At 40.3% G+C, this 6,729-nt stretch carries 6 protein-coding genes and 1 riboswitch; of the genes, 5 read left to right on the top strand and 1 reads right to left on the bottom strand.

All coding sequences use genetic code 11. The features are described 5' to 3' along the window. Positions 1–216 precede the first annotated feature (216 nt). The gene (locus ACTNES_RS18510) at positions 217–1,017 is read left to right on the top strand and encodes an SH3 domain-containing protein (protein ID WP_441040339.1); all 801 of its coding nucleotides are present in this window, start codon (positions 217–219) and stop codon (positions 1,015–1,017) included. Positions 1,018–1,146: 129 nt separating this feature from the next. On the opposite strand, the gene ACTNES_RS18505 is transcribed toward ACTNES_RS18510, so the two are convergent. Beyond that, entirely contained in the window at positions 1,147–1,596 is a 450-nt protein-coding gene (locus ACTNES_RS18505) for a DUF5684 domain-containing protein (protein ID WP_320813094.1), read from the bottom strand. A 669-nt stretch (positions 1,597–2,265) separates the two neighbouring features. Here ACTNES_RS18505 and ACTNES_RS18500 point away from each other — a divergent pair. From ACTNES_RS18500 to ACTNES_RS18485, 4 genes are all read left to right on the top strand, one after another. Continuing rightward, a complete protein-coding gene (locus tag ACTNES_RS18500) occupies positions 2,266–2,757 on the top strand; it encodes a hypothetical protein (RefSeq protein WP_441040338.1) in 492 nt (163 codons plus the stop codon). A gap of 121 nt (positions 2,758–2,878) precedes the next feature. Further along, positions 2,879–3,012, top strand: a riboswitch (FMN riboswitch). Positions 3,013–3,168: 156 nt separating this feature from the next. Further along, positions 3,169–3,804, top strand: a complete 636-nt coding sequence (locus ACTNES_RS18495; RefSeq protein WP_173700203.1) for an ECF transporter S component — start codon at positions 3,169–3,171, stop codon at positions 3,802–3,804. A gap of 222 nt (positions 3,805–4,026) precedes the next feature. Beyond that, the gene (locus tag ACTNES_RS18490) at positions 4,027–4,641 is read left to right on the top strand and encodes an NUDIX hydrolase (protein ID WP_441040337.1); all 615 of its coding nucleotides are present in this window, start codon (positions 4,027–4,029) and stop codon (positions 4,639–4,641) included. A gap of 72 nt (positions 4,642–4,713) precedes the next feature. Next, on the top strand, positions 4,714–6,729 hold a 2,016-nt coding region (locus ACTNES_RS18485; protein ID WP_441040336.1), incomplete at its 3' end, for a glycoside hydrolase family 3 C-terminal domain-containing protein.

Genomic DNA, 6,729 nt, shown 5'->3' with positions numbered 1-6,729 from the left:
GGCTCCTTTGTTTGTATTATTAATGGCTTCGAACACCTTAATTTTACCACAAATGGATGCTCTTTTTTCATTCACTTGATAGGTGAAAAGCAATATACTGTTAAAACACAGCAACTATGCGGCTTTCAGCCGGTTTCACGGCTGTTCCGCGAATAATCTAGGATAAATTATGAATCGATAAAAGCAGAAAACAGTTCGCCATATACAGACGTTTCCGTGGCATTATATGATATTGATCAGGATGGAACGAAAGAATTAATTTTATCACATGGAACGTGTCTTGCTGATTGGGTAAATGACATTTATACTTTAAAAGATGGAAAATATGTTAGTCAAATCGGAACAATAGGCAGTCAGGGCATGTTTTACACAGCGCCGGATGGAAATGGGATTTATTTCCTGTATGGATTTCAGGGTTATCAGGAAATAAATAGAATTACAAAGAGTGGAGAGAACATTACAGAAACTTTGATAGAATCAAGAGAACTTGGCGCAAATGAGAATTATACAGAATTTGACAACAAAATAGAATTGCTCACACCTGATAGTATTCCAACTGGCAATGCAACTTCCACTTACAATGTACAAGTAACAGCCCCAGATGGCGGTGTAAACATGCGCTGTGGCGCAGGAGTGGAGTATGACAAAGTTCTTCCAGACATGATTCCAAACGGAACAGTTCTGACTGTAACTCAGGAAGCAGTGGCTTCCAATGGAAATTCATGGGGCTATACAAATTATAATGGAACATACGGATGGATTGCGCTTACTCAGGTTACTAAATATGAAGAACCAACAGAAGGTGCTCCGATTCCACATACACGTTATGTGATTAACTGCAATGAAAGTATTACTCTTCGCACAAATCCAGATGTAAATGCTGCTGAAATTTGTCAGATTCCGTTGGGAACAGCCGTTGCTACATTCGGAGATGCCGGAAACGGATTTATTTCTGTGTATTATCAAGGTTCATCTGGGTATTGTCTGGCAAGTTATTTGTCTGCTCCGGTGGATTGACAATTCTGATTTTTGCTGTGAAACGGTAAAAGAATATTTTGACAACAGAATTCTATAATAGACTGTAATCTGTATATATGTAAAAATCCTCGGAACGTGAGTTCCGGGGATTTTCCATTTAATATATACTTATTTATCTGCCCCATAATATCTGTCATCGCCGAAGCCAAGGATCAGCATGAAGATTGGCTGTAAGAAGATAAGGCCAATGGCGAATCCTGTGCCTCTGCCAAAAGCTCTTGCAAGTTTAACACTGTACATAATGCTGATTATGGCAAGTATGATTTTGATCAGTACGATGATCATGGAGATCATTAAACTGTCGTTTGTTTCAAGAGTTCCCTGTAAGCAGGAAGATACGATTTCAAGAACTAATGTCAGCCAGAAATATGCAGGCTGCCATGCGATTTTATAAGAAATATAATCGCCATATATTGGAATAATACTTTTCCATCCGTCTTCCCCTGCTTTGATAAAGATCCTCCAGTTGGCAATGATCTGCAAAATCCACCATGCAAATGCAATCATCAGATACATACCACCTAAGAATACCATGCTGCTGATAGCTATAAGTCCCATTTGTGTTCCCCCATTTCTTTCTGTGAGATATGATACATGTATCGTTGGTGTAGAAACGTAGTTGAGAACTATGCTTGTTCTCCTGAAGTATTTATGCTAAATCCATTAAAGCATATTCTCAGTAGTTCGTCAATTATCAAAGAAGATTGTAAATTTTATATTTGCTAGTTGACTGTAAGGAATAAAAATAATGTCTGGTTATAAGTAAGAAAACTATTGTTGCTGTGGCATAAAACATATACTGCCAGTGAATGAAAAGCTGATAAGAGAAGGGTATAATGAGTGTAATAAAGGATGAGTGAATTGGAGATGGTCATTGACTGATATAGCGGAATCTGATAGATGAAAAAGAACAGCGGTATTCTGTTTATTTAATGGAGAACGGGATAATATTTTCGAGGATGACACGGTAGAAGTAACCGGTCTATCGTTGAGAAAAAGTTTATTTGGAAATACCAATGGCGGGGAAATGTAGGTTGTTGTATTAGTAGACTGCAAGGTCAATAATATTAATCAGGCAGAGTAAAGTTTAATAGCCTCTTTTGCCCGTTTTGTGTTATAATTTCTGTATAGCGAATAAATTGCAGATCAAACAGGGAGGAGATCACTATGCGAAAGAAAATGAAACAGATATGTTGTATATTATTATCCTTGATAATGTGTTTAGGTATGTCAATACCAACCATGGCAGCTTCGTCAAAATATAAAGCTGCTGTTGCAAGTTACAGGCAACTGATTTGGCAGTCTGGAGGAGATTACAAGATTATAGATCTTGATGGAAACGGAGTGCCGGAACTGGTAGTATATAATAGTTCGAAATGGGCTAACGAAGTATATACATATAATGTAAGTACCGGTAAAAAGAAATGTTTAAAAAGTGTTGGCGTAGGAAAAGGTTATAATATGCGGGCACAGTATTCTAAGAAAAAACATCAGGTAGCATTACCTACAGCTAATACAGGTGGAAATTCCTTATATATCTATAAGATTAAAGGACAGAGTGCAACAAAATCATTGGAAGCAGAATATCTTAATGGTCGTTATGGAAGATTTGATCCGGCGTACAGACCAGGATATAAGATTAACGGAAAAAGGGTCAGCTATGCAACATATAAAAAGAAAGTTTCTTCTGCTCTTAAAGGATTTACATCTATAGGATAATCCAGTTATTGTAATTGTAAAAATATTGGATATTGTTCAAAGTTTGGTGAAACTTAGAAAAAAGTCACAAATGATATTGAAATAGATATCTGTATGTAGTATAATCAGATGCAGATAAAAGAAAATTCTTCGGGGTTGTGGTGATCAGCATCAGCTGAGATTCCCTACCGGCGGTTATAGTCCGCGACCCGCTTCGGCGGCTGATCTGGTGGAATTCCAGAACCGACAGTATAGTCTGGATGAGAGAAGAACACGCGATATTTACCATACGTGCTCATTACCCCGGATATATGATCCGGGGTTTTTTTATATGTTGAAGAAAATCTTCATTATATAAAAAGCTTGTGGAATTTTCTTTTAACAGGATATGAGACATATCCATAGGGAATAATTTCAAAGGAGAAAAACAGTATGAGTGAACAGGTATTAAGAAATGGAAATGTGATGGCAAGAAGTAAGACGAGGACTATAACACAGATAGCCATGCTTGGCGCTATCGCAGGAATTTTAATGAATCTGGAGTTTCCGCTTCCTTTCCTGGCACCGAGTTTTTATCAGCTGGACTTTTCAGAAATCCCGGTACTGGTTGGTTCATTCGCAATGGGACCGATCGCAGGTGTACTGATCGAGCTGGTGAAGATTCTTGTGCATCTGGTAACGAAGGGATCTATGACAGCAGGTGTAGGCGATGTGGCAAACTTCATCTTTGGATGTACATTTGCAGTTCCGGCAGGTCTGATCTACCGCTATAAATCTGTTAAGAGCAGAAAACATGCAGTGATCGGAATGGCAGTTGGAACCGTACTTACAGCAGTAGTTGCATGCTTTATCAATGCATTCGTGTTACTTCCGGCATACGGAAAGGCTTTTGGAATGCCGGTAGAAGCATTTATTGAAATGGGTAGCGCAGTACACAGCTCTGTAAATAATCTTCTTACATTTGCAGCAATGATCATTTTCCCATTCAACATATTCAAATATGCTCTGACATCCCTGATCGTATTCCTGATTTATAAGAGAATACGTGTAGTTCTTAAGGGAGATTGATTTTATATCTGATAAAGAATAAATAAATTGGCAGTACAATAAATAAAAAAGAAGAACAGCCGTATGATGAAAAATCTGCAGCTGTTCTTCTTTTTATGTGTAAAAAATAATTACGGAAATTGTCAGACAGGCTTAAAAAAGATACGATAATATGGTAAGATAAAACAGACGATATAAACATCAGAATGTGAGGTTTATGAATAGCGAAAGGAAGTATCCATTATGGGACAGATACACAATATTGAGAAACTGACAGACTGTAAATTTTTGAATTTGTATCATTTAAATGCAACAAGTGTCCACAATACTCCTGTGTCATATTTCGTGGCATCACGTGCGAAGAGTATTAACGAATTAAAGATAAAAACAGGTAAAAATACTCCGGATGGTGTAATTATTTACAGTCTTTACGGAGAGAAAAAAGACAGGGTTGTATTGGTACGTCAGTACAGATATGCAATCGGCGGATACATCTACGAATTCCCGGCAGGTCTGGTAGAATCGAACGAAGAATTCCATGAGGGTGCAGTAAGAGAAATGTACGAGGAAACAGGACTGAAATTCACACCTCTGAAAGTAGATCCTGCATTTGAGAAACCATATTTCACAACGGTTGGCATGACGGATGAATCCTGTGCAACTGTTTACGGATATGCGGAAGGTGAGATCAGCAAAGATGCACAGGAAGATACAGAGGAAATAGAGGTTGTACTTGCTGACAGAGAAGAAGTAAAGAGGATTCTGCGTGAAGAAAATGTAGCGATCATGTGCGCATATCAGCTTATGCATTTCCTTCAGGATGAAGAACCTTTTGCATTTTTGAAGGAAGAACTTTAACCAAATCAAGCAAGTAGCGAAGCGGATGATTTTATCTGCTTGACTAAGGAGAATTAAAGGAGGATTAAGATAATGGCAAAATGGCAGAGAAGCTTCTTCCAGCCGGTGCTTCCGCTGGGGGAAGATGGACGAAGAGTTACAGGAAGTAAAGAACACATTGCACTTTCCAGAATGGCAGCAGGAGAGGGAATGGTCCTTCTGAAAAACGAGAAAAACACACTTCCGATCCGGAAAGGAACAAAAGTAGCACTTTTCGGTAAAGGAACTGTTGATTACGTAAAAGGCGGCGGTGGAAGCGGCGATGTAACCGTAGAATATATCCGTAATCTTTACGAAGGAATGAAGATCAAAGAGGATGAGGGAAAAGTAGAAATCTTTGATAAACTTGCGAAATATTATGAAGAAGATATCCAGAAACAGTACGCAGATGGTGCAGTACCTGGTATGACTGTTGAGCCGGAACTTCCGGATGAACTTCTGAACGAAGCAAGAGAATATACAGACACAGCAGTGATTACTATCTGTCGTTTCTCCGGTGAAGGATGGGACAGAAAATGCGAAGCTGCTCAGGACGGATATGTTCTTGATGGTGATGAAAAAAAGAACTCCGAACTGTCTGCGAAGATTTTCGAGGACGGTGATTTCTGCCTGACAAATGCAGAGAATGCCATGGTAGAAAAAGTAACGAAAGCATTTCCGCATGTGATCGTAGTCATGAATGTCGGCGGTATCGTAGACACCAAATGGTTCAAAGACTGTGACGAGATTCAGTCCGTTCTTATGGCATGGCAGGGTGGTATGGAAGGTGGTCTTGCAACAGCAGATGTACTTTGCGGTGATGTAAATCCATCCGGTAAATTATCCGATACCTACGCAAAAAATCTGGAAGATTATCCATCCACAGCAAATTTCCATGAGTCTGCATTCTATGTGGATTACACGGAAGATATCTACGTAGGTTACCGCTACTTTGAGACAATTCCCGGTGCAGCAGAGAAAGTAAATTATCCATTCGGATTCGGTCTTTCCTATACAGATTTCGACTGGAAGGTAACGGGTGCTTCCGAAGAAAATGGCGTGATCACAGTCCTCGCAGAAGTAATCAACACTGGAAAAACAGCCGGAAAAGAAGTTATCCAGCTTTATTATGGAGCACCTCAGGGCAAACTCGGAAAGCCTGCAAAAGTACTGGGCGCATTCAGGAAAACCAGCCTTCTCCAGCCAGGCGAACGCCAGATCCTTACCCTGAAACTTCCGGTAAACCAGATGGCATCTTACGATGATCTGGGAAAAGTATGCAAATCTGCCTATGTTCTGGAAGCAGGAGAATACGTAATCTACGTCGGCACAAACGTAAGAGATGCAGCGAAGATTGACTTTACATATGTAGTAGAAGAAGACACAGTTACTGAGCAGTTAAGTCAGAAAGTAGCTCCATATCATCTGCCAAAACGTATGCTTGCAGACGGTTCCTATGAGGAACTTCCGCAGCGTGAATACGTAGAAGAAGAGGGTCTGCCGAGACAAGACAAATACGCGATCGGACTTCCATGCCCTGACACAAGATTGCATAAAGGAATCGATTTCCTTGATTTTATCGACCCGAAAGGAATCCGCTTCTCAGATGTTGCAGACGGAAAGATGACTCTGGATGAATTCATGGATATCCTGAGCCTGGATGACTGTATTAATCTCCTTGGCGGCCAGCCAAACACAGGATGTGCAGACACCTTTGGTATGGGAAATATCCCAGAATATGGCGTACCAAACGTCATGACAGCTGATGGACCTGCAGGTCTCCGTATTCGTCCATGGGCCGGTGTAAAAACAACTGCATGGCCATGCGCTACACTTCTTGCCAGCACCTGGGATGAAGAACTGGTAGAGAAAGTCGGCAAAGCCGGAGCAGAAGAAGTAAAAGAAAACAACATCAGCATCTGGCTTACACCAGCCTGCAACATCCACAGAAGCCCGCTCTGCGGACGTAACTTCGAATACTATTCCGAAGATCCATACCTCGCAGGAAAGACCGGAGCAGCTATGGTTCGAGGTATTCAGTCTCAGCATATCGGAGCAAGCGTAAAGCAC

The organism is Blautia sp. HCP3S3_D9 (assembly GCF_052063845.1).
Taxonomy (GTDB): Bacteria; Bacillota; Clostridia; order Lachnospirales; family Lachnospiraceae; genus Blautia_A.
The sequence above is the reverse complement of the archived record's forward strand: the minus strand, read 5'-3'. Positions and strand labels throughout refer to the sequence as shown.

What these genes read in the sequence shown, in the direction of transcription:
- ACTNES_RS18505 (WP_320813094.1), bottom strand. Translation starts at nt 1,596, where the DNA reads ATGGGACTTATAGCTATCAGCAGCATGGTATTCTTAGGTGGTATGTAT.
- ACTNES_RS18495 (WP_173700203.1), top strand. Translation starts at nt 3,169, where the DNA reads ATGAGTGAACAGGTATTAAGAAATGGAAATGTGATGGCAAGAAGTAAG.
- ACTNES_RS18490 (WP_441040337.1), top strand. Translation starts at nt 4,027, where the DNA reads ATGGGACAGATACACAATATTGAGAAACTGACAGACTGTAAATTTTTG.
- ACTNES_RS18500 (WP_441040338.1), top strand. Translation starts at nt 2,266, where the DNA reads ATGTCAATACCAACCATGGCAGCTTCGTCAAAATATAAAGCTGCTGTT.